Genomic DNA, 25827 nt, shown 5'->3' on the forward strand with positions numbered 1-25827 from the left:
CATGGAAGGTATCGGAATATCGGGAAATATTGCCAAGGCGTTTATCAAATCCAAGCTGACGCCGCTTGTGATCATTGCCTCTCTGCTGCTCGGGTTGCTGGCGGTCGTTATCACCCCGCGCGAAGAGGAGCCGCAGATCCTCGTGCCGATGATCGACATCTTCGTCGCCTATCCGGGGGCTTCGCCGCAGGAAGTGGAAGCCCGGGTTACAAAACCCATGGAAAAGCTGCTGTGGGAAATCAAAGGGGTGGAATATGTTTACTCCATCGTCAAGCCCGGCTTCAATCTGACGATTGTCCGTTTTTATGTGGGGCAGGGCATGGAGGAGAGCATTGTCAACCTGAACAACAAGCTTTCGTCCAACTTCGATCGGATGCCGCCGGGCGTAATGCCGCCGCTGGTCAAGCAGCGTTCCATTGACGACGTTCCGATTCTCACGCTGACCCTTTGGAGCGACAGCGACCGCTACTCCGGCTATGAACTCCGGCGGATCGGCGCCGAGGTTTGCGACGAAATCAAGAAGAATCAGGACGTATCCGAGTTTTCGCTGATCGGCGGGCAGAAACGGCAGGTTTTAATTACGCTGGATCCGGCGAAGCTCAAGGCTTACCATTTGTCCTCCTTCCAGATCATGGGCGCGCTGCAGAAGGCAAACTTCCGTCTTCCTTCCGGCTCTTTCCCGACCGGAAACAGGGAATACCTCGTGGAAACGGGGGCTTTTCTGAAAAACAGCGAAGATGTGGGCAGCGTAGTCGCCGGTGTTTTTAACGGCCGACCCGTAACCTTGCGGGATGTGGCCACGATTGCCGACGGTCCGGAAGAACCGTCTAATTATGTTTTCATGGGACTGGGAGCGGCGGCGGCCCAAAAGGGAATCAAAAGCGAGGCGGCAGGACAGAAAGAGGCTGTTACCATCACCATCGCCAAGAAAAAAGGCGCCAACGCCAGCCTTGTTGCGCACGAGGCGCTGGCAAAGGTGGAGGCGCTGAAGGGCAAGCTCATCCCCGGGGATGTGAACGTCACTGTAACCCGGAATTACGGCGATACGGCCAAAGAGAAATCCGACGAGCTGCTGAAGCATATGTTGCTGGCCACCATCGCCGTGATAATCCTGATTGCGCTGACCCTCGGCTGGCGGGAGGCTGTTGTGGTCGCGGTCGCCGTCCCGGTGACGCTGGCCCTGACGCTTTTGATCAACTACCTCTACGGCTACACTTTGAACCGGGTGACCCTTTTTGCGCTGATCTTTTCAATCGGCATCCTGGTTGACGACGCCATCGTCGTCGTGGAAAACATCCATCGCCACTTCAAGCTCCACAAGATCGAACCGCTAACCGCCGTCCTGGCAGTGGCCGAGGTGGGCAATCCCACCATCCTGGCCACGCTGGCGGTGATCGCCGCGCTACTTCCGATGGCCTTCGTCTCCGGCCTGATGGGGCCCTATATGCGCCCGATACCGGTCGGCGCGTCGGCGGCGATGATCTTTTCGCTGCTGGTTGCCTTTATCGTCAGCCCGTGGCTCAGCTACATCGTCCTGAAGAACGTGAAAAAGACCGATGTAACCGAAGAGGGCGGAAAAATGTTCCGCATTTACAAAAGGATCCTGGGGCCCCTGCTGGAGAGTAGATTCAAGCGGATGCTGGCTCTGGGGAGTGTCGTCTTTCTGCTGCTTTTGGTCGTCATGCTGGTTCCCCTCAAGAAGGTCACCGTCAAGATGCTGCCCTTTGACAACAAGAGCGAACTCCAGGTCATCATCGATCTGCCGGAGGGGACAACCCTGGAAGAAACGGCGGCGATGGCCCGAGAGATGGGGGAATATCTGAAAACCGTCCCGGAGGTCACCGATTATCAGACCTATGTTGGAACGGCCGCCCCTTATAACTTCAACGGTCTGGTGCGCCACTACTTTCTGCGCGCCGGCAGCACAGTCGCCGACCTTCAGGTGAATTTTGTCGCCAAGGAAGAGAGGAAAGAACAGAGCCATGGGATCGCCAAGCGGCTGCGGCCGAACTTGAAGAAAATCGGCGACCGCTACGGCGCCCGGGTCAAGGTGGCGGAAATTCCTCCCGGGCCGCCTGTCCTAAGCACGCTGGTGGCGGAGATATACGGTCCCGATGACAAGCGGCGAATCGAGATTGCCCGCGAGATTAAAAAGGTCTTTACGGAGACCGACGGCGTGGTCGATGTGGACTGGTACGTGGAGGAAGACCAGCCCAAGATAAGTTTGGCGGTGGATCAGGACAAGGCGGCCCGGGCCGGGGTCACTGCCGAGGCGGTTTCTCAGAGTTTGAGAATTGCGTTGAATGGAATGGGCGCCGGAGTTGTCCATCTGGATAAAGAAAAGGAACCGGTAGAACTCTTTCTGCGGATGCCGCTTGCGAAGAGGGCCGATATCGCTTCCTTGGAATCGATCGGGATGCCGACTCCTGGAGGGGCCATGATTCCGCTTTCTGAGCTGGTGAAGCGTCAGGACGGCTTCGAGGAAAAGACAATCTACCACAAGAACCTCAAAAACGTGACCTATGTCCTGGGGGATGTAGCCGGAACGGAGGAGAGCCCGGTTTACGCGATTATGAAGATGAAGAAAACAATCGAAAAGATGAAGCTGCCCGAAGGCTACGGCCTGAAACAATACTCCACCGTTCAGCCCTGGCTGGAGGACACATACTCGATGAAGTGGGATGGAGAGTGGCACATAACCTACGAGGTGTTCCGGGATTTGGGGCTGGCCTTTGCCGCGGTGCTGATCCTGATTTATGTCCTCATCGTTGCCTGGTTCAAGAATTTCATCACGCCGCTTATCATCATGGCGCCGATCCCGCTGACCCTGGTGGGGATTCTGCCCGGTCACTGGCTTTTCGGCGCCTTTTTCACGGCCACCTCGATGATCGGCTTTATCGCCCTCGCGGGGATAATTGTAAGAAATTCCATCCTCCTCATTGATTTTGTCGAGATGGAGTGGCGCGACAAGGGGCATTTGGAAAACGCGCTGATCATGGCCGGCGCTGTCCGCTTCCGGCCGATTGTCCTGACCGCCGCGGCCGTTGTGGTCGGCTCGTTCGTGATGCTCTTCGACCCGATCTTTCAGGGGCTCGCGATCGCGATGATGTTCGGCGCTGTCGGCGCCACAGCCTTGACGCTGATCGCGGTGCCGCTCCTCTATTTTGAGTTTTTCCAGAAAAAAACCTGCCCGATGGCCGAACAGATGGAGGAAAGCTGCGAAGAGGAAAAGGAACAGAAATGAGCATTTCTCTCCTTGCCGCACTCCCTTTTCAACTGAAAATATAACTCAACTTGCTGAAAATATTGCATCCAACTTCCCTCCCCTTCAAGGGGAGGGAAAGGGTGGGAATGGGTTCGACCCTCGATTTTGTGAACATTAAGCTTCGCTTTCATTCCCCTTTGTGACGGCAGGCCGTCATGAGAGTTTTATAGAATAGGAGGTCAGTTTTTCGGCTTAATCTCTTCCGCTTTCTTTTTGCCGCTCTCAACGGAGCAGCCCGAGCGCAGTCAGGACGAGACGCCCATTTTGGGAAGGAGCCACAACTGGACGAAAAGCCACACTGCGACCACAATCAATAAAATATAAAAATCGTTCATTCTTATCCTCCTTGAGTTTTCCCTGTTGCAATAATTTTCACGCTGCTATTCGCCCGTTATCCGGGCAGGTTCCGGTCGATGAAAGCTGCAAGCTTCTCTTTGGTCGTCATGCCGGTGATGGTTTCCCGGACTTTTCCCTCCCAAAAAAACAGCAGCGTCGGTATGTTCCGGATCCCGTAATGCTCGGTGGTTTTCGGAGACTCGTCAACGTTCACCTTTATTACCTTTACCCGCCCGCCGTAAGCCTTGCCGACCTCTTCCAGCGCCGGAGCGATTGCTCTGCAGGGCCCGCACCAGGGCGCCCAGAAATCGATCACCAGCGGTTTGTCCGTTTTTAACAGAGCCAATTCGAAGGTGACATCATTGGCGTGTCCGACAAACTCTTTCGTTTCCATTATATACCCCTTTCGCATTCGTTTGTATTTATCTTTTGCTATTTACATCTGGCGATTATCATGGATATGGCTGCATGATAACCCCTGGCTCGGGGGCTTGTCATTGATCCATATCAACGGCGGAAGTTTTGCGAGTAGTTGCAAGCGCCAATTAAACAAAATTCTTGACAAACCACAGGGTGTCTGATAGGGCGCGAACAACGCTTGGATCCGAATGCGGACTGGGACGTAAGGGATTGATTATCTGTGTTTTTATTGCAGGCCCCCTCGTCTTTGGCGAGGGGGCTTTTTTGCAGGTGGCGGAAGATGAAAATAATTAAAACTGTTGATGAGATGCATAAATTTGCGGAAGCCGAAAGGTTGCGGGGACAAAGGATTGTCCTCGTACCGACGATGGGTTATTTTCATGAGGGGCACCTGAATCTGATGAGGATGGGGCGGAAGGCCGGCGATTGTCTGGTCGTCAGCATCTATGTAAATCCGACCCAGTTTGCCCCGACGGAGGATTTTGAGGCCTATCCCCGTGATTTTGAACGGGATAGAGCCCTTGCCGAAGGGGTGGGCGTCGATGTAATTTTCAATCCGGACAACCACGAGATGTATCCGGAAGGATATCAGACATACGTTGAGGTTCAGGAGACAACAAAAAACCTCTGCGGCGTTTCCCGCCCCAATTTTTTCCGCGGGGTTGCGACTGTCTGCACGAAACTCTTCCATAGCGTCAAACCGCACGCGGCGATCTTCGGGAAAAAGGATTTTCAGCAGTATGTGACAATCAGGCAGATGGTGCGCGATCTCAACCTGGATATTGAGATTGTCGGGATGGAGATAACCCGCGAGCCTGACGGTCTGGCGATGAGTTCCCGGAACGTTTATTTGAGCCCGGCAGAGAGAAAATCTGCCCTGTGTCTCAGCCGTTCCCTGGCGCTTGCCGGCGACCTCTATGCGCAGGGGGAGCAAAACGCCGCCCCGATCCTCGAAAAGGTGAGGGAGATGATCTCCAATACTCCCCATACCCGCATTGATTACGCCAAGATCTGCGATGCGGCGACGATCAGGGATGTGGATAAGATTGATGGGGAAGCGGTTCTTGCCTTGGCGGTATGGGTCGGAAAGACAAGGTTGATAGACAACCTGGTTTTTCAGAATAAATAGAATACAACTATCTGATAGTTAAAACATTAAACTTTGTTTTCACGGGAGGTATGCTCATGTTGAGATTTATGCTTAAGTCTAAAATCCACCGGGCCACCGTTACGGATGCGGATCTTCATTATGAGGGAAGCATTACGATCGATGAGGGGCTCATGGAGGCGGCTAATTTCATCCCTTATGAAAAAGTCGATATCTATGATGTTTCCAATGGCGAGCGATTTTCCACCTACGTTATTCCCGGTCCGAAAGATTCCGGAGTGTTCTGTCTCAACGGCGCTGCGGCCAGAAAGGTTGCCAAGGGGGATCTGATTATCATTGCGACCTATGTGATGGTTGATGAATCCGAGGCGGCCAACTGGCATCCCCGGAAGATCCTGCTCGATGAAAATAACCGTATCAAGAGCATTTCCTGACCGATCGTCTGGTAACGCGCCTTACTTATGCCGTCTTCGCACGTGAAGCTTGAGCTTCCAGCAGCGGCATTTTTAAAAAATAAACGATTGAAAATATTTGCTGATTCTGATACTTAGCCGCGTACCGAATGTGCATGCATGATGGTGGACATTAAGCGTCGCATTTGGTAACGAAAGTGTTCATGAACAGCTGGTGAAGGTTGGATGTTTAAAAAGAAAATAAAAAGGTTTTTTTTAACCGGTCTTGTTGTAGTAATCCCCGCTGGCCTGACGCTCTATATCCTCTCTTTTATCATCGGCGTTATGGACAACCTCCTTTTGGTAATCCCTGAGAGGTATCAGCCGGATACTTTGCTTGGTTTCCACGTTCCCGGATTGGGCGCGATCTTTACGGTGCTGCTCATCCTGCTTGCCGGCATGGTGACGGCAAGCTATATCGGCAATCGCGTTGTAGAGTTCGGTGAGCGCTTTGTCGGCAGAATCCCGGTGGTCAGAAGCATCTACCAGGCCATAAAAAGTATCTCGGACAGTCTGTTTACCAATAAAACAAAGAGCTTTAAACGGGTAGTTCTCGTGGAGTATCCCCGCCGCGGCATCTACAGCATCGGTTTCGTCACCGGGACTCCCAACCGGGAAATCCAGGAGAAATTGGGCCCGACGTTAGGGGTGTATTTCCCCCATGCCCTCACCCCGACGACCGGTACCTATATTATCGTGCCCCGCGAAGAAATTATCGATATCAATATTTCCGTTGAGGAGGCCTTTACCCTTATTATTTCCACCGGCGTCGTGATCCCCCGGGATCGCCCGGATGCCGTCTCCGTTAATGGCAATGGTGGTAAGTGAAGAAATGCTTTATAAAGGCGGGCGGCTGTAAATCCGCTTTCCGCCAATCGATAAAATTATAAAAGGAGATTAACGCATGAAATTTTTGAAGCTCGAGAACAAGTTGCCTTACCGGGTTGCCGATCTTTCCCTGGCGGACTGGGGACGGGAGGAGATGCGGCTCTCGGAAAACGAGATGCCGGGGTTGATGGCGATCAGAAAAAAGTACGGACCGAAGAAACCCCTCGCGGGGCTGAAAATAATGGGCAGTCTGCATATGACCATTCAAACGGCGATGCTGATCGAGACCTTGAAGGAGTTGGGGGCTGATCTGCGCTGGGCGTCGTGCAACATCTTTTCCACGCAGGATAATGCCGCCGCGGCGATTGCCAAGGCCGGCTCTGCAGCCGTCTTCGCCTGGAAGGGGGAGACCCTCGAAGAGTACTGGTGGTGCACCGAACAGGCCCTGACCTGGCCGGACGGCTCAGGACCGGACCTGATCGTCGATGACGGCGGAGACGCGACCCTGATTGTGCATGAAGGGGTGAAGGCGGAGGATGACCCCTCCCTGCTGAAAAAGCCGTCTGAAAACAAAGAGATGTCAATTATCATGGAGCGCCTCGCGAAAGGCCTGAAGGAAGATCCGCAGCACTGGCACAAGGTGGCGAAAAAAATCCGCGGGGTTTCGGAAGAGACGACAACCGGGGTGCATCGGCTCTACCAGATGGAAAAAAGGAAAGAGCTGCTTTTCCCGGCCATCAATGTGAACAATTCGGTGACAAAGTCGAAATTCGACAATGTTTACGGCTGCAGGGAATCCCTTGCCGACGGGATTAAAAGGGCCACCGACACAATGATTGCCGGGAAAAAGGTGGTGGTTTGCGGTTATGGCGATGTGGGGAAAGGCTGCGCCCAGTCAATGAGGGGGTTCGGCGCCCGCGTTGTGATCGTTGAGATTGATCCCATTTGCGCCCTGCAGGCGGCGATGGAGGGGTATGAAGTCAAGACGCTGGGCGATGTTGTCGGGGAGGGAGACATTTTTGTCTCGGCGACCGGCTGCTGCGACGTGATAACCGGCAGGGATATGGAGAAGATGAAGAACGAGGCGATTGTCTGTAACATCGGCCATTTCGACAGCGAAATAGACATGCACTACCTGGAGAGCAACCCGGAATGCAAACGCCATAATATCAAGCCGCAGGTCGATAAATGGACGTTGAAATCCGGCAAGAGCATCATTGTCCTTGCCGAGGGGCGGCTGGTCAATCTTGGCTGCGCGACGGGGCATGCCAGTTTTGTGATGAGCACAAGTTTCAGCAACCAGTGTCTCGCCCAGTTGGAACTGGCAACCGGCAAATTAAAAACCGCTGTTTACACGCTCTCCAAGAAGATGGACGAAGAGGTGGCGATGCTTCATCTTGAGCGGCTCGGAGCGAAGCTGGGAAAACTGACGAAGAAACAGGCGGACTATCTGGGCGTTCCCGTTGCGGGGCCGTTCAAAGCGGAAAACTACCGTTATTGATTTCTATTGGCAACAACGAAAGGGCGACCCAATGGTCGCCTTTTTTAGCTTCTTACTCGGGACAAAAGAAAAACAGACCCCAAGCCGAAAAGGATATTGGCAAACCAGGCGGCGAGGATGGGAGAAAGCGCTCCCGAACGTCCGAGCGAAATCCCGAAGGCGAAGACTATCCAGTAGGAAAAGCCGATGATTAATCCGGTTCCGATCCCTGTGGCGATTCCGCCGCTCCTTTCCGAGCGCAGCGAGAAGGAAAAACCGATCACGAACAGGATGATGCTGATCAGCGGGAAGGCGATCTTGCCCTGAAGCTCGACGATATAGCGGGTGGCGTTGTACCCTTCCGCCTGAAGCTTTTTGATATATCGCCTCAACTCCAAATAGCCCATGGCCTCCGCATCTTTCTGCACGAGTTTGAAATCAGCAGGCGTTTCGGGGATATCGGCTGTTTGCGTTTTCAGCCTGGAAATGACCGGAAAATCGCCGCCGTCGAACCGGGTGATCAGCAGATCGTAAAAAAGCCACTTTCCCTCTTTCCATTCCCCTCTTTTGGCGTCAAGGCGTTGCAACAGATTCATCTGGTGGTCGAGATAGTAGATGGTAATCCCCTGCAGCGATTTGGCGCCGGCATCAAACATGCGGAAATTGTAAATGCCTTTCTCTCCCCGGTACCAGATCTGCCCATGATTGAAGCTTCCCGGGCTGGGTCGTTTTTGCACCTCAACATAGCGGATATAGTCAGCTCTTGCATAGGCGTAGGGGGTAATCCATTCGTTAAGAAGGAAAACCGCAAGCGATGCCAAAAGCGCGATGCCCAGGGTCGGGACGGCAAAACGGAACAGCCTGATGCCATTGGCCTTCAGGGCGATGATTTCGCTGTGACGCGACAGATTGCCGAACGTGATCAGCGCTGACAGTAAAACGACGGCGGGGAGCGTTTGCGACAGGGCAATCGGGACTTGGAGGAGGGAGTAGCCGAGCATTTGCTCCAAGGTGGCGTGGTTGCTGAGAAACATTCTTATTTTTTCGAAGAAATCGATGGTGAGAAAAAGAAAGACAAAGATAAGGGCAATCAAAAGCATGTTGCGCAGATATTCTTTCAGCAGATAGCGGTCGAGGATTTTCATGCTTTGGTTCTTCGAGTTCTGAAAAATTTCAGCAGCGTTTTTTCGCGGGCCGAGTTGAAAAATAGTAAAGCCCCGGCAACGGCAAAGATGGCGTTGGGCGTCCAGACGCCGACAAAAGGGGCGATTTTGCCGGATTCGACCAGCCCCTCGCCGATCAGCCGTAACAGGTAGTAGATCATCACCAAAAACACGCCTGCAATAAAGCCGCGGGCGCGAACAGAGCGGTGGGCCCTCATCCCCAGCGGAATCCCAAGCAGCGGAAAGATCAGGCAGGAGAGCGGGATCGCGAGCTTTTTATTTAATTCAATCAGCAGCTCTCTTATTTCCACGTCTTTAAGACTCCGGTCGTTAACCATGCGCTTCAATTCGGGGAATGTCATCTCTTTGCTGGACTTGCGCTTCCCCTCTTCCCCGGCGATGGTTGCCCCAATTTCCAGTTTCATATCATAAAAACGGAAATCAGCCTTGCGGTAGGTGTTCAGATTTGCATCTACGGTATGCGTGCTGCCGTCTTCCAGCCGGAGGGTTATGTAACGTTTATCGGGGTCGGAGATGAGATAGGCGCGGCGGGCGATCACCGTGTTTGCTTCCTTTCCCAGATGGTTGTCGGAGATGAAGATTCCCTCCAGAAAATCGCCCTGCGCGGGAATTCTGTCCGCGTACAGTAGAATATCCTTGAAATAGTCGATAAATATCTTTTCAGGGATGCCGACGCCGGCGCCGCTGCGCGCAATCTCAAACAGCAGCGACCGGGAGGCGAGGTTGCCCTTGGGAACAAGAAAAAGTGTTGTTGCCAGGGTGATCAGAAAGGCCGCGAAGGCAACGCGGGCGACTGGCCGCGAAAGTTGAAGGAGGCTAAGGCCGGACATGCGCAGGACGGTCCATTCATTATCGCCGGATAGTCTGCCCACCCCGATCAGGATGGCAATCAAAAGGGAGATCGGCACCGTATAAACGAGAAACCCGGGGATAAGATAGATAATCAGCCGGAAGATATCGAGAAAAGAAATCCCCTTGTTGACCATCAGATCCATCACCTGCAGGATCTTGCCCATGAGGAGCACGAAGGTCAGCACCGCGAGGATCATGAAAAAGGGGACGACTATTTCCCTCAGTATGTAGCGGTTGATAATTTTGAACATCAATCCTTTCTTCATCTGTTTACATTTTATCCCCGCTTCTACATCGTCAACTGCAACGGCTCGATAAATTTGGGATCCTCATTATCCATGGTGTCAATGATGCATCCATACATGCGTTTTTTTATTTCACCAAAGATCGGCCGTTTCTTCGTGAAGGATTTTGCAAACAGGAGCGACTCTGTCATCAGTTCTTCTGCGTCCTTGCAGGATTTTGTGATAACGTGACTTTGCGCCAGCTCCGGTGCGCCGGCCCTTTTCCCGGTTAAAATGAGTTCCTGCAGTTTATGGTTGGGGATCGCCTTTTTGGTGAGGGCAAGCATCCCAGGAAGAAAAGGGATATTGATGTCTATCTCCGGGAAGCAGAAATAGCCGCGGTCCGCCTTCATGAAGCGAAAGTCGCAGGCGCAGGCCATGATGCTCCCGTCGCCGAAAACATGGCCGTTGATTGCGGCGATGATCGGCATCGGGTAGAGCAGCATCCGTTTAAACAGGCGATTCAGGCCGTACATGAAATCCCTGATTCCCTGAAGGTCATTTCCGGCAACGGCGGTGGTCATCCACTGCAGGTCGATCCCCTGCGACCAGCTTTTCGGATCGTCGGATGTTATTATCACGGAAAATACATCCGTATCATTTTCTATCTCATCAAAAGCGGAAAGAATTGATTCGATAAACTCCGGGTTGTGCCTGTTTTCACCATTAGTCATCGTAATAACGGCGACGGTTTCACTTTTTTGCCATTTAATGGACGACATATCTCGCGCCTCCTTGCGGGTAATAGAGATGGTCAGGATCAATGTCGGTCTGCATGGCATATCTTGAGCGGTATGTCAAGAAGATGGAAATATCCGGGACTCTCGGGGAGATAAAGCAGTAACTCTGCATGGAATTAGACCCGCTCGGGCGCCTTATATTGCATCTTCCAGCAACTGGCCGTTCTCCTTCAACCAGACCTTCGCTTTGTCCATCATCGGGGCTTGTGTACGGACGACGTTCCAGAACCGGGGTGTATGGTTAGTTTCGATAAGATGGGCGAGTTCGTGGACGATGACGTAGTCGATGACAAACATCGGCGCCTTGATCAGCCGCCAGTTGAAACCGACGTTGTTCTTGACGGTGCAGGAACCCCAGCGATAACGGCTGTCCTTGATCTTGATCCCGGCAACATTGACGCCAAGTTCGCGGGCGAGCATCCCGGCGACCAGGCGCTGCTGATCATTGGGGCCGCTGCCGCCGTGCGGGAGGTCATCCACCGTGCGGGGATAGGGATCGGCCCAGCGGTAGAAGTGCTTCTCGCTATGGGTGGCGATGGTGCCGAACTTGGCTTCGTTGCGGCAGGTGGCGATCACGATCTGGTTGTAATAAAACAGCGGCGCGCTGCCTTGATAGGCGGAGCGTGAGCGGAGCCTGTCAAGAGTGTTCGAGCGTAGCGCAACAGCCGGCGATAAGCGAACCGTGTGCGTAGCGAAGCGGAGCTCACGTTCCGCTTATCAGTATGCCTATGCCACGATTTACAATTTACTCAATACGATGAGTAATTTTACTCACCGCAGTAAATGTGTCAAGCATGGTTGTCAGTGATGATTTCTACTTACTCTTGGCACTAACAATAAGCCTTCGGCCAGGCACGAGGGTGAACCTCGCCTGGCCGAAGGCAGATAGCGGGCTTTGCCTATAAACCCCCATGCCCGAAGCGGGCACAACGAAGCATGAAAATCCCCCCTTACCCCCCTTTGGTAAAGGGGGGATGGGGGGATTCATATAAAACTGGGGGAAACGATATCAACAGCCTATTTCACGATCAGACTATTCTTTATGGATTTTACCCATTTGACGCTACGGGTGATTTCAAGCGCTTTATCGACGGCCTTTTGAGAATTAACGAAGCCGCTCAGTTGCACAGCGCCCTTATACGTTTCAACACTGATCTGAAATGACTTTAGAAAATCATCAGCCGCGATAAGAGATTTCACCTTGGTTGTGATAACCGAATCGTCAACGAATTCACCGGCACTTTCATGTGTGCGTGTCGAAGCACAGGCGGTAAAGGTTACGATCAGCATCAAAGCCGCGAAACAACAGATTACGATATTTATTTTTTTCACGATTTTGGCTCCTTTTAATAAGTTAAAACTTTGGTTTGGACAACTTAATCCACTGCACCTATTGAATAATAATTTCAAAAAGCACTCTCATGTTAGCCTTGGCTGCTTCCGAGTAAAGCTCTTTCGGCGCTGCTTCATAAACGGCAGGGTTTGTCTCGCCATAGCCGATGGTGGAAAGCCTGTCCGGTGTAATGATGCCTTCGTTAATAAGGTATGCCTGGACGGCATTTGCCCTTTTTTCGCTTAACTGCTGGTTATAGGCTTCTGTGCCGGAGGCAGAGGTATAGCCGGCAATGCGGACTTTGGCCTTCGGGTTATCTTTCAGCAACTGGACGTTTCTTTTCAGGATCGTCTGCGCTGACGGCTTAAGGTTGGACTTGTCGAAATCGAAATGTACGTCTTCAAAAGCAAGAATAATGATCGTCGGCTCAACTGCGGCGGCCACAATCAGCTCCTCGACCTTTGGTTCAGACGCAATGATGACGGCCTTCTTCTCGACCTTCGGTTCATACTTCATGATAACGACGGGCTCTTTAGCCATCTTCTCCGGTTCGGGGATAACGATTGGTCTATAACGCGAAAAGGACCAGTTCGTCCCGTCGGGCGATTCCAATACTGTACCATCCGTACCAACAACAATAAATTTATCACCCGCATACGTGATTGCCGCGAGAAAACTTGTCGAACCGGACCTTTCTTTAGTCCAGTTCAGTGCATCAGGCGACGACACGATTGTGCCATAGGCGCCCACGGCCACGTATTTCTTCTTGCCATAGGCGACAGCGGCGAGATGCTCCGTCGTTCCTGAATAACGCTCAGTCCATATCGCCCCGTCGTCCGGCGACGTCAGGATTCTTCCCTCCGACCCAACGGCTACAAATTTGCCCTTCGCGTATGTAAGGCCGACAAGGTTGCTGGTATGTTGCGAGGGCTGACGTGCCCAGTAGATACCGTCCTGTGAGTTGAAGATAGCACCCCGCTCGCCGATAGTTACGAAATTATCCTTGCCATAGGCGAGACTTCTCAGGGCATAAATAGTCAGGTTCGCCCTTTTGGTCCATGTGACTCCGTCCGGCGACGTGGTGACCGTACCCTCGCTGCCGACTGCCACGAAGATCCCTTTTCCAAACCTTACGGCACTGAGATCGCTGGTGACTTCGGACTTCCTGATGGTCCATTCTGAGCCGTCCTTGAGACCGGTCAGGATCGTACCGCGGCCGCCAACGGCCACATACTTTTCCTGCCCGTATTCCAGATCGACAAGAGACACGTCAGTCCCGGAATTCCTCACAATCCAGTTATCACCATCGAGCGAAGTCAGGATTATGCCCCTTCCATACGTAATAGCGTAACCTTCATCTGCCGCTTGCGCTCGCGTAACGCCCGATCCAGCGAAAAGCGCAAAAACTGCCATAATAAACATTGATACTGCCAACATCTTTTTCATCTTACTTCTCCTTTCCCATTTTTACTCAACAAGCCTTAAACCGCTTTTTTAGAAGTTACCCTTTGCCTTTTCCCCAATAATAAAAACTTGCCTTGGTGTGAAATGACCATCAATGTAAATAGCAATAGCAAAGGGCCTGCCAAAAAAATAATAAAGATTATAATGTTAGATTGAGGCTTTAATAACAGGGGGTTGGGTTAATAAGAGGGAAGAGCGGAGGAGTGAGTAATAATTTGTTTAGCCTTTATATTTGGTGGAACCTCAACATGTTGAGGGAGACCTGCCCCTTTTTTTTCAGGGTCGGTATGCTTTCCCGATAGAGACATTATGAACATTAAGCTTCGCTTTCGGGAATGACAAATGGTTTTGCAATTGCCTCTTAATAAATGTTTTTTTGAAATTCATGAATTTGGGCTAAGAGTACATTCCCGTAACTTGCTGGGGGAGGAGCATTTTATATTCTATCAACTGCTGAAAAAATTCGCACTCTCTGCGAACACTATCTTCATTCCGGAAGAAAGTTCTGCTCCGGCGATCATAATATTGCCACGAAGACATAACTGCTGGCCGGGGGAGAAATCATTATATATATTTTATTGTCTTGATGTTAGAGCGTTTGTCTCCTGGCGGAGGGAGAACATTGTTCTAAATCTTGTGATGAAAGTGGATACTATCTATCCAGTAGGTTCGGCAAAACGGTTGATATGGGTATTTTATGCGCAGCGGTCGGCGGCGCATAAAAGAATCGCTACTTATCCTTTGACGCCCATATACATTATAAATAACAATAACAGTACTTTGGATATATATTGCAGTTCACATAAGCATAGTGGCACGCTGTTTGCTGTATTACTGCCGAACGGAAATGAGACGTTATCCGCGTGGTGAATTTAAAGAATGGATAAACTTTGAAAGGAGAAGTAAATGAAACGGATGCAAAAAGGTAAGACTCTATTGATTTTGGCGGTGGTCGCGGTATTGGGAATCGGATCGTACGCGTATGCCGATTGGGGTAGAGGTTACGGCCGCAATGCGGGTGAATACGGCAGGGGTTCAGGCTATGGCCCGGGAATGATGGGAAATATTGAAGAGGGATGCGGCAACCGAGGAAATTTTAGCGACGAGGACGCCGCGAAGATGGAAAAAGAACGAGACGCGTTTCTCAGTGCGACGGAAAAGACCCGGCAGGAACTTTATGCAAAAGGGCTTGAGTTGAGAGCTGAATTTGCCAGGGAGAATCCCGATGCCGAGAAGGCTGCTCGTTTGCAGAAAGAGATATCCGAACTGGAAGGGCAGTTTGAGCAAAAGCGAATTGAGCATATGTTTGCCGTCAGAAAGGCCATCCCCAATGCGGGCAGAGGCTTTGCCGGCAGAGGAATGATGAATTACGATTTCGACGATGCTCCCTGCGGGCGATAAAATTTGCCTTCAACCCGAACTGGAGCGGTCGAAGCGACTGTTCCAGTTCCAGCAGGCATTCGATGCGATAAAATAATAGGGAGGTTGAGAAGATGAAAAAATATCTTGCAGCGTTTATCATGATGACGGGCGTTTTGCTCCTGGCCAGCGCCGGAGAAGCTTACTACGGCCCGCGAGGTCTCGGTTGCTGGGGAGGGCCGATGAATTTTGGTTACGGAGGAATGTTTATGGGAATGATTTTGCTGATTGTTTTAATTGCGGCGGCAATCTGGTGGTTCATCAGGGGCGCCGGAAACAGAAATTATGGGCAACCGCAGCGGGAAACCCCTCTTGATATACTGAAAAAGCGTTATGCCAAAGGGGAGATCACGCAGGACGAGTTTGAGAAAACCAGGAAGGACCTTTAGGCGTAAGGATTATGGATTAGCCGTGCAGATGGCGCGGGCAGGTATGAAAGTAACCAGTATGGCAGGAGAAAATTGATTGTCCGGGCCTGTCATAGCTTATACTATCCATCCTGATCCGCGCCCGCTGAAAGGGCCGAAATTAGAAATAAAATTGTTTTTCTTCCCGCCTTCATCAATTCTTCATTTTAACATGTTAATCAGCATCCGGATTTCCTCCCCGGCTTGACGTTTTTGCAAGCGGGAGACGAACGGTGTTGGTTAATATGAAGAAGAGGCGGCAAATGCAGATCAATTCCAGTGCGCTCAAAGCGACAGTTTTCCAGAAAAGATATGGGTTTCTGCTTCTCATATTTTTTTTGCTTGCCTATATCTTACCCCTGGGGGCGGGGGAACTCCTGGAGCCGGACGAAACCCGTTATGCAGAAATACCCCGCGAGATGATTGCATCCGGAGACTGGATTGTGCCCCGGCTGGACAATCTTCGTTACTTTGAAAAGCCGGCGCTGGGCTATTGGGTGGGCGCCGGCTCTTTGCTGCTTTTTGGAGAAAACAATTTCGCCGTTCGTCTTCCTTCCGCCCTGGCAGTCGGGCTCTCGGCGCTGCTGATATTTGCGTTGGCCATTCGGGTGCGGCGTCCGGGAGAGAATAATAATTTTCCGGCACTGGTTGCCGCCCTTGTTTTTCTCTCCAGTTTTGAGGTGTTTGGCGTCGGCAACACGGCCGTGCTCGACAGCCTGTTTTCTTTCTTCGTAACGGCAACGATTGCCGCCTTCTTTTTCGCCTCCGAAGAATCACCCGGCTCCGGCAGGGAAAGAATCTTTCTGGTGCTTTCCGGGCTTTTCTGCGGGCTGGCCTTTCTCACCAAGGGATTTGTTGCCTTTGCCGTGCCGGTTCTGGCCCTTGCCCCCTATCTGCTTTGGCGGCGCCGTTATGTTGACCTGCTTAGGATGAGCTGGTTGCCGCTTCTTGCCGCTTTGTTGGTTTCCATGCCCTGGGCGCTGATGATTCAATCCAGAGAGCCGGATTTCTGGCGGTTTTTTTTCTGGAATGAACATATCCGGCGCTTTTTGGCTGAAAACGCCCAGCACCGGGAGTCTTTCTGGTTTTTCATTTTGGCCGCCCCCGGCATGTTCATACCCTGGACGTTCATGATTCCCGCGGCTGTTCCGGGAGTCAGAGCGCTGCTTAACGAGACCGGGGTAAAAGGGAGGCTTCTGAAATTATCGATTGGCTGGCTGGCGCTCCCCTTTTTGTTTTTCTCTTTTTCCCACGGAAAACTGTTGACATACATCTTGCCTTGTTTTCCGCCTGCCGCGCTCCTGATGAGTTTCGGGCTTTTTGAGGCGCTCCAAAAAGAGCGGTGGAAAAAACGTTTTCAAGGGGGCGCCGTTTTCAGCGCGGCATTTTTCGGGGTTGTCCTGATTGCCTTTTTGCTGCTGCAGTTTTTTGGCTATGACGGTTTTCATCCGTACAGCAAACCCTGGAAAACGGTAATGGCGGTAAACGGGCTTCTTTTTCTTGTGATCTTTTGCATCTCGGCTCTTAGAAGTAAAACATTGGCAAGCAAGGTTTTACTGTTTGGAGTGGCGCCGCTTCTTCTGTTTTTTTTCTTTCATTTTGTGATACCTGACGCGACCATTGCGGCAAAAGCGCCGGGCAGCTTTCTTGAACAGTATAAGAAAGGGACAGATGCCAATTCTGTTATTATTTCCGACGAAGATTCCCTGAGGTCTGTCTGCTGGTATTGGCGGCGTACCGATGTTAACATTATCGGCGGCGCCGGCGAGCTCGATTACGGGCTGAATTATAAGGATGCCAAAGACAGAGGGCTTGATATGAAATCCACGCTTGCCCTGATTGAGGAAAATAAGGGAAAAACAATTCTGGTAGCCCGCGGTAAATATTTTTCTCAATGGCGCAAGCAGCTTCCCCAGCCGCTGTTTCTCGCGGAAAGCAAATCTTTGGGATATGTGTTATTAAAGTTCTGAAAAATTGGTGAATAATAACTCGGTTCGCATAATTTTATTTGTTTGGGACCGGGCGGCTGAGATATCTTAAGGGGCGCGCTTATGAGAGTTTTACTTGTTGACGATGAAAATTCGCTGCGGGAACAAGTAAAAAATATATTGGAAAATCAGCGATATACGGTGGAAACGGCGCAGGACGGCGAACAAGCTCTGGACAAATTGTCCGCAGCCGCGTTTGATATTGTTATCCTCGATATCATGATGCCGAAGATTGACGGCCTGACGGTTTTAAAGCAGTTGCGCAAGGCAAAAATCGGGACGAGGGTGCTGCTGCTTACTGCCAGGGGCGATGCCGCCGATAAGGTCAAAGGGCTCGATCTTGGCGCGGATGACTACCTCGCGAAACCATTTTCCCGCGACGAGCTGCTGGCCCGGGTGCGCGCCTTGTTGAGACGGTCGGGCAGCGCCTCCGCAGCGCTTTTGAAGGTTCATGATCTTGAGCTGGACACGGTGAGCCGCACGGTAATGAGACAGGGGAAACAGGTAGAGCTTACTCCCAGGGAGTTTTCGCTGCTGGAATTTCTCCTGTACAACAAAAACAGGGTTGTCTCTCGTTTCAGTCTGGCCGAACACGTTTGGGGCGATGATTTTGATCCGTTCAGCATGTCTAATTTCATGGATGTCCATATAAAAAATTTGCGCCGTAAAATCGGCGATGGGGAACAGGACAAGATTCTTCAAACCGTGCGCGGGGTTGGATATATTATCAGGGATTCGGAATAATGACCGTCAAAACAAGAATAACGCTGTTCATCGCCGGGGCCGGCTTTATCGCCAGTTTGCTGTTCTCCGTCGTGTTGTTTTTTGAATTGATAGAACAGCCTTTCGAACTTCTGGACGCCGTGCTGCAGGAGGAGGCAGACAGAACAACCAGGATTGTCGTTAAAAATCAGGGGGAAGCGTCAGTTCTTGATCACTCTTTCGATAAAATGCATCCATACTGGATCAGGATTTATCGGCAAGGTTCGCATCAAATAATTTACCAATCCGACCTTGCCAAAGCGGTGCGACTCTCTTCCTTAAATGTCGGCGCCGACGCCGTTGTCAAGGCTGTGGTTCCCAAGGGACAGCCTGCTTCTGAAAATAGCAAAATCCAGGAAGTGAGATTCAGGGTTAAGACCTTCTCCATTAATGCTGATGGCAAAACTTACATTACTCAGATTGCGCGGCCATTGGGGAAACTGGAAGAGGAAATATGGGATATAATTTTCGGAATTATCGCCGGCCTTATTTTCTCCACCCTTATTCTGATCGTCATCAGCCGTTTTGTCGCCGGCCGGATACTGCAACCAATTGGGAAAATGAAGGATTTGGCGGTCAATATATCGGAGAAGAATCTTGAAAGACGGATCCCCACGGGAAGAGGGCATGATGAGTTCAGTGAGCTTGCCGGCGCCATAAATACGATGCTGGATCGTCTGCAATACTCCTTCGTGAAACAGCGGGAATTTTTGTTTGACACGGCGCACGAATTAAAAACGCCCCTTGCAACCATGCGTCTGGCGGTTGAGGAAATTTTCGCTGCTGACGGGGAAAAATCGCGGCCGTCTGCGGAAGAAAACCTTTTGCGCTTGCAAAACCAGGTGTTGCGGATGGAAAAACTGGTCAAGGATATGCTGAATCTGTCAGCGCTGGAGACACTCGCGGGCATTGATTCCCGATCGTTTGATTTTACGGCGCTTTTTTCTTCGCTGCTGGCGGAATATGAATTTCTGGCGGATGCGCAGAGGATCAAGATGGAGATCAGCCTGCCCGAGCGACTCGTGGTCAGAGGAGACCCTGAAAAACTGAGCCGCGCCTTCTCCAATATTATCGACAACGCCCTCAAGTATAATCTGGAGGGCGGCCGGATTGAAGCAAGCGTTGAGCAATCCGCAGCCGGGTTGACGATAAGAATCGGCAACACAGGCGCCGGCATTGCCGCAGCCGAACTTCCCCTGGTATTTGAACAGTTTTACCGGATTGAGAAGTCCCGGTCGTCCCAATTCGGCGGCTCCGGCCTGGGGTTGACGATCGCAAAACGAATTGTCGAACTGCACAGGGGACAGATAACAATTGAGAGCAGGGTGGAAAATTGGACGCAGGTGACGGTTTTTCTTCCCATTAACTCTGGGCAGTTAGTTGCGGCTTATAGTGAAATTTCCGTTTAAGGGAGGATTGGGCGGGTATTCCCCGTTTGACAATTTTCTGTATATGAAATAAGGTAGTTGCACTCGGAGAGAGCCTTCAGTATGAATAATCTCGTCGGCAAATGATTAAGAAAATTTTATGGCTAAGAATCATTAGGAGCTTTATAAAAATATGGGCAGGATTTCCGGATAAATGGGTTTAAAATCAATTAAAATGCTGGTTCTGGTGATTGTCCCCATCTTTGTCTATCTGCTGCCGCTCCCCTTCATGCCGCTGATGGAGCCGGATGAGGGGCGCTACAGTTCCATTCCGAACGAGATGAATATCTCCGGAGACTATGTGACCCCGCGGCTCAAAGGGGTTGTCTATTTCGAGAAGCCCCCGCTTGCCTACTGGGCGACGGCGCTTTCTTTCAAGGTTTTCGGGAAAAACGAATTTTCCGCGCGTCTTTTTGTTGCCCTTGCGGCCTGGGGGTGCATCATCCTGGCCTATCGGATGGGGCTCTTTTTTCATGATCCCCGGACGGGGCTTTACGCGGCGGCTGTACTGACGACATTTTTATATCATTCGGCGCTCGGTCGGATAAACATTCTCGATATGCCGCTTGCCTTTTTCCTCGGGGTGGCGATTTGGTCGGGATTCCGGTTTTTCGCCAGCGAGGAAAAACGGAAGGTTTGGCTTTACCTCCTCTACCTCTTCAGCGCCCTCGCGTTTTTGACTAAGGGACTGATCGGGATCGTGTTTCCGTTCGGCATTATTGGCGTCTGGCTGCTTTTCTCCCGACGGTTCCGCGACATCTTGCGTCTCGTCTCCCCCCTCGGCATCCTGCTGTTTGCAGCGGTTTCGCTGCCCTGGCTGATCCTCGTGCAACGGGAGAACCCGGATTTCTTTCGCTTCTTTTTCATTCAGGAGCACTTTTTACGTTACACAACAAAGATTCATGATCACTATCAGCCGCTCTATTACTATCTCCCCTTCCTTCTTGCCGGAACGCTGCCCTGGATTTTCTATCTTCCCGAGGCGATAAAGGGAGTTAAGGGCGGCGAATCCCTGTTCAAAAGGGAGGAGAAGTCATTTTTGCTGGTGTGGGCAGGGTTAATTTTTGTCTTTTTTTCCTTATCCTCATCGAAACTGGTTCCCTACCTGACCCCGCTTTTCCCTCCGCTTGCCGTTGGTTTCGGCGTGATTTTCCGGCGTTTTGAGAAAAGCCAAGGGGACACGGTCGATCCGGTTGCCGGAGGCTGGCGCCTTGCCGGCATTATTATGCCCCTGCTTTTTCTGACGGCGCTTTTTGTCCCGCTTTTTCTCTCCAAACATAGCGTTAATCCTTCGACATGGCTGGCCTTGATCGCGATACCCGCTTTTATTCAGCTTGTTTTACTATTTTTGCCTTTCCGGATACGAACCAAAGGCGGCCGCGGCTGGTTTTTGACGATTTATCTGCTTTACGCGCTTTTTTTCGTTTCGCTGACGGCGCCCCTGTCCCATTATCTTGCTCCTTACAAATCGGCCCGGCAGCTTTCTGCTGCTATCGAAAGCAATATTCCTCGGGATGCCGAGGTGTATCAATATGGGATATCACTTTACGGCGTTGATTTTTACACCGGCAGAAAAACCCCGATTGTTGATGATATCGGGGAATTGGGGTACGGTGTTTTGCAACTTCCTAAGGAAAAGCGTGATCATTACTTCCTCCATTCGGAGGCGTTTTTCAAGAAGGCAAAAAATACAAAAGGGTTATACTGCGCGACGGAAAACGACGAAAAACTGGCGAGGCTGAAAAAAGAGTTTCCCGAGAGCCGCATTTTGTGGCAGAGTGCCGAGTACTCGCTTTTGCAACTGAACGGATCAACCCCCAAGGAGAATTGATGTGAAGAAAAGAGAGGATTTTCTGCCGATGAACCGGCCTTCCCTCGGAGAAGCCGAGATTGCCGCAGTTACCGCTTGTCTGCGCTCGCGCTGGATTACAACCGGGGCGCTCTGTAAGACTTTTGAAGAAAAATTTCAGGTACTTACTGGGGCAAAGTACGCTGTTTCCCTGACTTCCGGAACGGCGGGGATGGATATTCTGCTGACGGCGCTTGGCATTGGCACAGGCGATGAAGTGATTACCCCCTCGCTGACATTTGCCTCAACGGTTAATATGATTGCGCTGCACGGCGGCCGGCCGGTTTTTGTCGATATCGACTATGACACCCTCAACATCAACGCCGATGCAATTGAGGCCTTGATAACCCCCCGGACAAAGGCGATTATCCCCGTGCATTTTGGCGGCGCCCCGTCGGATATGGACAAAATTCAGGAGATTGCCCAGCGTCATAACCTGATTGTAATTGAAGACGCAGCCCACGCTGTGGGAACGCGCTACCGGGGAATTCATGCCGGCGGCTTCGGGGAGATTGCAATATTTTCCTTTCATCCAATCAAGAATATAACGACCGGCGAGGGAGGGCTGATCACCCATAACGATGAGAAACTGGAAAAGAAACTCCGTCTGCTGCGCTTTCACGGTATAGAGCGGGATGCCTGGAAACGCTATGGAAAAGGGGGGAACCCCGAATACGATATCGAGGCGCCGGGCTGGAAATACAACATGACGGACATCCAGGCGGCCCTGGGGAACGCCCAGTTTGATAGGCTCGGTGAGTTCAACCGCCGCCGGGCCGAAATCGTTTCGTTGTACGAGGAGGGGCTGCGGGAGGTGCAAGGGCTGGAACTGACGCTCGCTCCCGACTACCCGCACGAACATGCCCATCACCTCTTTGTGGTGAAAATTCTCGCGATGAAAAGGGAGCGCTTCATGGAGAAGCTCTCCGACTACAACATCGGCTACGGGCTCCATTTCCCGCCCTGCCATCTGCTCAAATATGTCAGGGAGCGCTATGGGCTTGTCTCCCTGCCGGAGACGGAAAAAGCCGCGGATAAAATCATCTCTCTGCCCCTTTTCCCGGAAATGACGGATGACGACGTCGGGTATGTCTCAGAGGCGATAAAGGAAATAATGGCCGGCTGACATGCACGCATTTTATGAACATTAAACTTCGTTTTCGAGTGAAAGCGCAGAAGGAAACTTGAAGAGATGGCAACAGAAAACATTGGAAATTATAAAGATATGATATCATTAGTAGTTCCTGTTTATAACGAAGAGGAGAATCTGCCGGAGCTGATGAAACGGATCCGCCCGGTGATGGCGGCTTTAGACAGACGATGGGAGATAATCCTGGTCGATGACGGCAGCCGGGATCGATCGCTGGAACTCTTGAAGGAATTTACCGTTTATCCCGAGGTGCGGGTTGTCGAACTAACCAGAAATTATGGGCAGCACGCGGCGATTCTGGCGGGTTTTTCGGTTGTCAACGGTGAGATAATCGTTACCCTGGATGCGGATCTCCAGAATCCGCCCGAGGAGATCCCCCGTCTTATCGCCGCAATGGAAGAGGACGGGCTCGACGTGGTCGGGACGATTCGAAAAAAGCGAAAGGATTCCCTCTTTCGGATCATTCCTTCCCGAATCGTCAATATCGTTGCCCGGAAGATCACCGGCGTCCACATGACCGACTGGGGATGCATGCTGCGGGCCTACCGCCGGACGGTTGTCGAGAGGATGATCTCCTGTCACGAACATGCCACCTTCATCCCGGCCCTGGCTACCCATTTTGGAAAGCGCATCAAGGAGATAGAGGTTGCCCACGAAGAGCGGCACGGGGGAAAATCAAACTACCCGCTGAGAAAACTGATCAGCTTGCAGTTCGATCTGGTCGCCTCCTTCTCCGAATGGCCGATCAAACTCATCATGTACGGAGGCGTTCTGCTTGCCTTCCTCGGCGTGCTGTTCGGCCTTTTTCTGGCCGCCGCCCGGCTTATCTATGGCGCCCATTGGGCGGCTCAGGGCGTCTTCACGCTGTTTGCCATCATGTTTGTCTTTGTGGGACTTCAGTTTTTTGCCCTGGGCATTCTGGGAGAATATATCGGCAGGATATACCGGGAGGTTCGCAAACGGCCGGAATATGTGATCGAAAAGGTTTATGGCGGTCCAGTTGCAAAGGCGGAAGAAAAAGCATGAAAGCAGTGGTATTTGCCTATCATAACATGGGAATAGCGGGGCTTGACGCCCTGGAAAGAGCCGGATTGGAAATCTCCTTGATTTTTTCCCACGCAGACGATCCGGCGGAGAACTGCTGGTTTGGCTCGGTCCGGGAGTGGGGAATAAAACGGGGCATACCGGTGGAATGTCCTATGGATATCCGCGAGGAGAAATGGACGAAGCGGATCGCCGCGCTTGCTCCGGAGATGATCTTTTCCTTTTACTACCGTTTTATGCTCCCCGATGAAATTCTCGTAATTCCCACCTGGGGGGCGTATAACCTCCACGGCTCTTTGCTCCCCAAGTATCGCGGCCGGGCGCCGGTGAACTGGGTGCTGGTTAATGGTGAGAAGCAGACGGGGGTTACGCTGCACCATCTTGGGCATAAACCCGATGCCGGCGATATCGTGGGTCAGCGGGTTGTGCCGATCGCGTTTGAGGACACGGCGCTTGCGCTCTTTGGAAAATTGTGCGCAGCCGCGGGCGGGCTTCTTGACGAGCTGCTGCCTTTGATGAAAATCGGCAAGGCGCCCCGTATCAAACAGGATTTAGCGAAGGGCAGCTATTTTGGCGGCCGGCGGCCGGACGATGGCCGTATCTGCTGGAGCTGGCCGGCAGAGCGGATATATAACCTGATTCGCGCAGTTACCGACCCCTATCCGGGCGCGTTCGGCGCTATGCCGGACTGCTCCCGGCTGATGGTATGGTGGGGCCTGCCCCAGGAGGATGAGGAGACAGGAGAGAAAAGCGAGCAGGAAATTCCTGGAACAATTGGGGTAGAGAACAAAATGGTTACGGTACAGACAGGGGAGGGGAAAATCCGTCTTTTGGATGTTCAGAGTGAAGGGGTAAGGATGACCGGAGACGCGCTTTATAACTTTTTCAAAAAAAGGGAAGGAATAAAACTATCATGAAGGTATTGATTTTAGGGGTAAACGGATTTATCGGGCACCATCTGACGCAGCGCATCCTCGACGAGACGGACTGGAGCGTCTATGGGATGGACCTCTCCGATGACCGTCTGGGAAAGAACCTGCAAAATCCGCGGTTTCATTTCATCGAAGGGGATATTGCGATTAACCGGGAGTGGATCGAGTACCATGTCAAAAAATGCGATGTCGTGCTGCCGCTGGTCGCGATCGCGACGCCAAAACTGTACGTTGAGGACCCAATTGGTGTTTTTAATCTCGATTTCGAGATGAACCTCAATATCGTCAAGCAGTGCGTAAAGTATCATAAAAGGGTGCTTTTTCCTTCCACCTCAGAGGTTTACGGCGCCTGCCCCGATCGGGAATTCAAGGAGGATGAAAGCTACCTTGTGGTCGGCCCGATACAAAAAGAGCGCTGGATTTACTCCTGCTCGAAGCAACTTTTAGACCGGGTTATCTACGCGTATGGCACAAGGGGGCAGGTTGAATTTACCCTTTTTCGCCCCTTCAACTGGATCGGTCCCCGCCTTGATTCCCTTTACGCCGCGAAGGAGGGGAGTTCCCGGGTGGTGACGCAGTTCATCGCGGAGCTGATGCTGAAGCGGCCGATCTCGCTTGTTGACGGCGGCAGTCAGAAGCGCTGCTTCACTTACATAGATGACGGCATCTCCGCCCTGGTGAAGATCATCGCCAACAAGGACGATGTCTGCAAAAACGAGATCATCAACATCGGCAGTCCGGGCAATGAATGCTCTGTGCGGGAGCTGGCCTACAAGCTGAAGGAACTCTTTATGGAGCATCCGCGTCATCGTGACGACAAAACCTATTCGGAAATCATTGAAGTGTCCTCCGAGGATTTTTATGGGAAGGGATATCAGGACATAATCACCCGTACCCCGAGCATAGAAAAGGCGCGCCGGCTTTTAGACTGGACTCCTCAGATAAATCTGGATGATTCGCTGCGGATGACTTTGTATGCGTTTCTCGAAGAAAATGACAGGTAGGGAGCTTTGAATTTCTCCCGAAATGTTGTTAATTGTCATTCCCGTGAAAACGGGAATCTGGTCTTTTCGGGAACTTATAGATTCCCGCCTGCGCGGGAA

22 protein-coding genes are annotated in these 25827 nt (G+C 51.7%); 15 read left to right on the forward strand and 7 right to left on the reverse strand.

Going from position 1 to position 25827, the window contains the following annotated elements; all coding sequences use genetic code 11:
- Position 1: 1 nt before the first annotated feature.
- On the forward strand, positions 2-3244 hold the full coding sequence (locus tag M0P74_07060) for an efflux RND transporter permease subunit (protein ID MCK9363340.1): 3243 nt from the start codon (positions 2-4) through the stop codon (positions 3242-3244).
- 412 nt (positions 3245-3656) lie between these two features.
- Here M0P74_07060 and trxA read toward each other — a convergent pair whose 3' ends face one another.
- A complete protein-coding gene (gene trxA, locus M0P74_07065; GenBank protein ID MCK9363341.1) occupies positions 3657-3995 on the reverse strand; it encodes a thioredoxin in 339 nt (112 codons plus the stop codon).
- A 306-nt stretch (positions 3996-4301) separates the two neighbouring features.
- Here trxA and panC point away from each other — a divergent pair, with 306 nt between their 5' ends.
- The 4 genes from panC (at position 4302) to ahcY (ending at position 7910) form a co-directional block, all read left to right on the forward strand.
- Positions 4302-5150, forward strand: a complete 849-nt coding sequence (gene panC / locus M0P74_07070) for a pantoate--beta-alanine ligase (protein ID MCK9363342.1) — start codon at positions 4302-4304, stop codon at positions 5148-5150.
- A gap of 56 nt (positions 5151-5206) precedes the next feature.
- Entirely contained in the window at positions 5207-5563 is a 357-nt protein-coding gene (locus M0P74_07075; GenBank protein MCK9363343.1) for an aspartate 1-decarboxylase, read from the forward strand.
- 204 nt (positions 5564-5767) lie between these two features.
- Positions 5768-6409: a DUF502 domain-containing protein gene (locus M0P74_07080; GenBank protein ID MCK9363344.1), complete on the forward strand. Its 642-nt coding sequence runs from the start codon at positions 5768-5770 to the stop codon at positions 6407-6409.
- A 76-nt stretch (positions 6410-6485) separates the two neighbouring features.
- On the forward strand, positions 6486-7910 hold the full coding sequence (gene ahcY / locus M0P74_07085; protein MCK9363345.1) for an adenosylhomocysteinase: 1425 nt from the start codon (positions 6486-6488) through the stop codon (positions 7908-7910).
- 44 nt (positions 7911-7954) lie between these two features.
- Here ahcY and lptG read toward each other — a convergent pair whose 3' ends face one another.
- From lptG to M0P74_07115, 6 genes are all read right to left on the reverse strand, one after another.
- Positions 7955-9034: an LPS export ABC transporter permease LptG gene (lptG, locus tag M0P74_07090; GenBank protein MCK9363346.1), complete on the reverse strand. Its 1080-nt coding sequence runs from the start codon at positions 9032-9034 to the stop codon at positions 7955-7957.
- A complete protein-coding gene (gene lptF, locus M0P74_07095) occupies positions 9031-10191 on the reverse strand; it encodes an LPS export ABC transporter permease LptF (protein MCK9363347.1) in 1161 nt (386 codons plus the stop codon). Before lptF ends, lptG begins: the two co-directional genes overlap by 4 nt.
- A 23-nt stretch (positions 10192-10214) precedes the next feature.
- A complete protein-coding gene (locus M0P74_07100; protein ID MCK9363348.1) occupies positions 10215-10931 on the reverse strand; it encodes an enoyl-CoA hydratase/isomerase family protein in 717 nt (238 codons plus the stop codon).
- 153 nt (positions 10932-11084) lie between these two features.
- Positions 11085-11525, reverse strand: coding sequence for a DUF45 domain-containing protein (locus M0P74_07105; GenBank protein MCK9363349.1), 441 nt, complete (start codon positions 11523-11525; stop codon positions 11085-11087).
- Between the two features lie 441 nt (positions 11526-11966).
- On the reverse strand, positions 11967-12281 hold the full coding sequence (locus M0P74_07110) for a BON domain-containing protein (protein ID MCK9363350.1): 315 nt from the start codon (positions 12279-12281) through the stop codon (positions 11967-11969).
- 58 nt (positions 12282-12339) lie between these two features.
- Positions 12340-13728, reverse strand: coding sequence for an OmpA family protein (locus M0P74_07115; protein MCK9363351.1), 1389 nt, complete (start codon positions 13726-13728; stop codon positions 12340-12342).
- A gap of 924 nt (positions 13729-14652) precedes the next feature.
- Between M0P74_07115 and M0P74_07120 the strand changes: the two genes are divergently transcribed.
- From M0P74_07120 to M0P74_07165, 10 genes are all read left to right on the forward strand, one after another.
- Positions 14653-15147: a periplasmic heavy metal sensor gene (locus M0P74_07120; GenBank protein MCK9363352.1), complete on the forward strand. Its 495-nt coding sequence runs from the start codon at positions 14653-14655 to the stop codon at positions 15145-15147.
- 92 nt (positions 15148-15239) lie between these two features.
- Positions 15240-15554, forward strand: coding sequence for an SHOCT domain-containing protein (locus tag M0P74_07125; GenBank protein ID MCK9363353.1), 315 nt, complete (start codon positions 15240-15242; stop codon positions 15552-15554).
- A 281-nt stretch (positions 15555-15835) separates the two neighbouring features.
- A complete protein-coding gene (locus M0P74_07130) occupies positions 15836-17542 on the forward strand; it encodes a phospholipid carrier-dependent glycosyltransferase (GenBank protein ID MCK9363354.1) in 1707 nt (568 codons plus the stop codon).
- An 81-nt stretch (positions 17543-17623) separates the two neighbouring features.
- Positions 17624-18304 (forward strand): response regulator transcription factor, encoded by a 681-nt coding sequence (locus M0P74_07135; protein MCK9363355.1) that lies wholly within the window; start codon positions 17624-17626, stop codon positions 18302-18304.
- Positions 18304-19731 (forward strand): HAMP domain-containing histidine kinase, encoded by a 1428-nt coding sequence (locus M0P74_07140; GenBank protein MCK9363356.1) that lies wholly within the window; start codon positions 18304-18306, stop codon positions 19729-19731. Before M0P74_07135 ends, M0P74_07140 begins: the two co-directional genes overlap by 1 nt.
- A gap of 172 nt (positions 19732-19903) precedes the next feature.
- Complete coding sequence (locus tag M0P74_07145; GenBank protein ID MCK9363357.1) at positions 19904-21580, forward strand: glycosyltransferase family 39 protein; 1677 nt, start codon at positions 19904-19906, stop codon at positions 21578-21580.
- A gap of 1 nt (position 21581) precedes the next feature.
- Positions 21582-22724: an aminotransferase class I/II-fold pyridoxal phosphate-dependent enzyme gene (locus M0P74_07150; protein MCK9363358.1), complete on the forward strand. Its 1143-nt coding sequence runs from the start codon at positions 21582-21584 to the stop codon at positions 22722-22724.
- 66 nt (positions 22725-22790) lie between these two features.
- Complete coding sequence (locus M0P74_07155; protein ID MCK9363359.1) at positions 22791-23774, forward strand: glycosyltransferase; 984 nt, start codon at positions 22791-22793, stop codon at positions 23772-23774.
- A complete protein-coding gene (locus tag M0P74_07160) occupies positions 23771-24709 on the forward strand; it encodes a formyltransferase (GenBank protein ID MCK9363360.1) in 939 nt (312 codons plus the stop codon). Before M0P74_07155 ends, M0P74_07160 begins: the two co-directional genes overlap by 4 nt.
- On the forward strand, positions 24706-25728 hold the full coding sequence (locus M0P74_07165; GenBank protein MCK9363361.1) for a bifunctional UDP-4-keto-pentose/UDP-xylose synthase: 1023 nt from the start codon (positions 24706-24708) through the stop codon (positions 25726-25728). The genes M0P74_07160 and M0P74_07165 overlap by 4 nt, the downstream gene beginning before the upstream one ends.
- The last annotated feature ends 99 nt before the right edge of the window (positions 25729-25827 follow it).

Source organism: Syntrophales bacterium, assembly GCA_023229765.1.
Classification (GTDB): domain Bacteria; phylum Desulfobacterota; class Syntrophia; order Syntrophales; family UBA5619; genus DYTH01.